We start from the raw sequence: 3,287 nt of genomic DNA, 5'->3' as shown, positions 1-3,287 counted from the left end.
CAGCAGGCGAGCGCGGCGGCGGCCGCCGCGCTCGCCTGCTGCGCGCGCTTCGGGCGCAGGTACGCCACGTACACCACGACGCCGGCCACCACGACCACCGCCGCGGCGATGCCCACGATCATGAGGATGGTGCCGCTATCGAGCGACCCTTGGTCCTGCTTGTCGCCCGTGACCTCGCGGCCCTCTTCGTCGAACTCCTGCACGCCCTCGTTCTTGGAGGCGTTCGTCAGATCGTCGGCATCCTGCACGGGTTCCTCGGTTGCCACGCCGTCGGTCGCCGTAGCGGCAGGTGCCGTGTCCTCGGTACCCTCGCCGGGGGTTACCGACACCACGAATGTGCCGTCGGCGTCACCCTCCTGCAGCGCGCCGAACTGGATGAAGTAGATGACCGCTCGGCCCATGGGGATAACGTCCATAGAGCAGCGGATGGTGGCCGTCTCGCTGGGAATGGGTAAGCGGTAGTCGGCCGTGACGGTAGCGGTGGCGGCATCGGTGCCCGTCTGCATCTGCACGCCCTCCACCGTCTCGTAGGTGGAGCCGTCGGCAGACACCTCGAAGCCGATGCTGCTGATCTGGTCGGCCAGCTTGAAGCGCAAGCTCGCGTACAGCGTGCCGTCGGTGTCGCGCTCGATGAGCGCGTTCTCGTAGACGATGCTCGATACCATCGACTCGCCCAGCGCCACGTTGCTCTGGCCTGCGGAGTCCTCGATGACGCCCGTCGCGGGGTTCTCGTAGGTGGGAGTAGTCGGGGCCGTGTACACAGCCGAAACGGCGGCGAACGCAACGCCCGGGAAGGCGACGCTCGCCGCAAGGACGAGCGTCGCAACCAGGGCACAAGCCGCCGCGAATGCAGAATGAATACGCGTGGTCATGCCGCACCTTTCAAAACGTCTGTTGATGCTACTTCTGTTGGGACAGACGACGACGCGCCGCCACCGCAGCCGCCGCACCTGCCACGGCCACGCCCACCGCGAGGGTGGCAGCGCCCGTGGTGGAGTCGCCGGTCTGCGCGAGGTTCGACGAAGACGCCGCCAAGCTGGCCTGGCCCGTGCCCAGATCCTTCGCCTGGGAGAGGTACAGGTGCATGTCGGCGGTCTGCGACTGGCCGATGCCCAGCTGCTGCATCATGGTGATGGCCATCTCGATGGGGATCACCACGTCGCTTTCAGCTGCGGGGATCGAGAGCGTGAACTGGTTGCCGCTCTGCGCGATCGCACTGCCGTTGTAGGAGAGCGACTTGATGTAGCCCAAGCCCTCGCTCGTGGCCGCGAACGACACCTGGAACGTCCCGTTCTCCTGCGGCCGCACAAGCGCCGTGTCGCCCAGGTATTTTGCCGCCATGGAAGTTTCGGAGCTATTGTGCTTCAAGAACGCGATAGGCACCTGGTACGTATGTCCCACCTGGAACTTCTCCGTCACCTCGTTGCCGGTGTTGTTCTGGTTGTTATTATTGTTCTCACTCGGAGGCGTGGATGGATTTTCAGGCTTAATCTGCTCGCCGGACTTCGTGGGAAGGGTCGTCGTGTCGATCTGCAGGTAGCCAGTCTGGTTCATGGAACCCGCTCCCGGCACCGTCAGCCCGAACTTGAGCGTGACGGGCTTGACGATGGAATCGACCGTGGCCCGGTAAGCACCGCCGCCCAAGTTTTCGACACCGTCGATGGAGGTGATGAACTGCTGCCCATCGGACGTGATGCGGAAGGTAACCTGGTACGCGGAACCCGTCCACACGACCGTTCCCTCGGCCTCGAAATAGCCGGCGGCCATGGAGTCGGAGCCATCATCCTTGACGAGCTTCACCGGCACAGTGTACTCCTGGCCCTGCACCAGCAAAAAGCCATCGGGGGTCTCAACAGCATCGCCATCTTCCTCGCCAGGCTGCTCGGGATCGGTAGAAGCATCAGGGCTCGCGTTGAACGTCTGGATGGCCTCGATCAGCGTCTTCACGTTGGCATCGATCCCCATCTGAGGAATCATGTCGTTGCCCGCCGCCTTCTCGGCTGTGGAGATCGCCGCTTGCAGCGTCTCGTAGGCTTCGGCGGTCTTGGAACCCTGCTGGATCTCCTTCGCAGCAGCGATGGTGTTGTTCAGATCGGTCTTGACGACGCCCTTCTGAACCTCAGGAGCGGTCGCACCGTCGGTCGTGGCGTTATCCGTGTCGAACGTGGCGTTCGCGCTATGGTTCATCGTGCGCCACATGCCGTACGGAGTGTAGGTGAAGCCCAGCTTGACCTCGCCGCTGATGGCAGACACCCCTTCGGCGGTGAACACGTAATTGGCACCGTCGGTGCTGTATGCGCGAGTAGCCTGCACGCCGCCCACCGTCAGGCCTTCGAAGTAGTACGTATCACTCGCAGCAACCGTGATGACCACCGTGTACGTTCCGTCCTCGGCCTTCGTGACGATGGCGTTCTTGCCCAGCATGTTGCCAGCCATCGAACCACCCAAATCGAGCGGCACGGCATACGCGACACCAGCTACAAGGGCGTCGTCGTCACCAGGCTCAGGTTCGGGAGCGGGTTCAGGCTCGGGATCGGTGGTGGACAGGCCGTCAGTGCTGATGGTAATGCCGCTACTCACTTCCCTTTGCATAGGCCCCATATTGACGAGCATGGTCACTTCCGTCATGTCGGAAAGCTTCGAAGTGGAAAACGTATAGGTCTTTCCACCGTCAGCAGCAACGCCCGACTGCTGATTGTCGCCAACTTTCACCCACTCCACAAAGCTGCCCATCTCGCCCGAAGCAGTGAAAGTGACGTTCCAACTCGATCCATCGAAAACAGCGGAAACGTTCGTGCCGAAAGCACCCTCCAGCATATCTTTGCCAGTCTCGTTAAGCCACGTTAGCTTCTGGGCATAAGCCTTGCCCTTCTCAACGTAGAAGCCATCGGGGGTCTGCACGATGTCAGCTGCCGCTGCTGCGACCGCCCCCCCCCTGTGCGTCCGAATCCACTTCGGCGAGAGCCGTCGCGGGAACCATGCTCAGCGACAGCGTCGCCGCCAGGGCCACCGATGCGCCGCAACGCGCGAACGCGAACTTCTGCCTTGACTGTGCCATGCCTCTCCGTTCCTCCTTTTGCACTCGCTCGTCCGAGCGTCGCCTGACCGCGCCGACCTCCACGGCCATGCCGCAGCGTCGGCGCGCCTCGCGCTGCCGAAGCCCCAACAACCGTCGCGGCCTCAGAGTTAGCGCCTACTTACATCGGGATATTGTAACCAGGAGTTAACTATTCTTTGACGAGCGCCCTTTGTTACCCTAAGGTAATTCACACAATCTTCATATAGCG

General features: G+C 62.5%; 3 protein-coding genes. All 3 read right to left on the bottom strand.

Annotated features, from left to right (window positions below):
* A partial coding sequence (locus C2L80_RS13350) for a heme-binding Shp domain-containing protein (RefSeq protein ID WP_204600618.1) occupies positions 1-872 on the bottom strand: 872 nt, incomplete at its 3' end.
* A 28-nt stretch (positions 873-900) separates the two neighbouring features.
* Positions 901-2,817, bottom strand: coding sequence for a hypothetical protein (locus C2L80_RS13345; RefSeq protein WP_087195435.1), 1,917 nt, complete (start codon positions 2,815-2,817; stop codon positions 901-903).
* 88 nt (positions 2,818-2,905) lie between these two features.
* Complete coding sequence (locus C2L80_RS13985) at positions 2,906-3,058, bottom strand: hypothetical protein (RefSeq protein ID WP_157941102.1); 153 nt, start codon at positions 3,056-3,058, stop codon at positions 2,906-2,908.
* Positions 3,059-3,287: the final 229 nt, after the last annotated feature.

It is taken from the genome of Rubneribacter badeniensis (assembly GCF_002899695.1).
In the GTDB taxonomy this organism is placed as follows: domain Bacteria; phylum Actinomycetota; class Coriobacteriia; order Coriobacteriales; family Eggerthellaceae; genus Rubneribacter; species Rubneribacter badeniensis.
The sequence above is the reverse complement of the archived record's forward strand: the minus strand, read 5'-3'. Positions and strand labels throughout refer to the sequence as shown.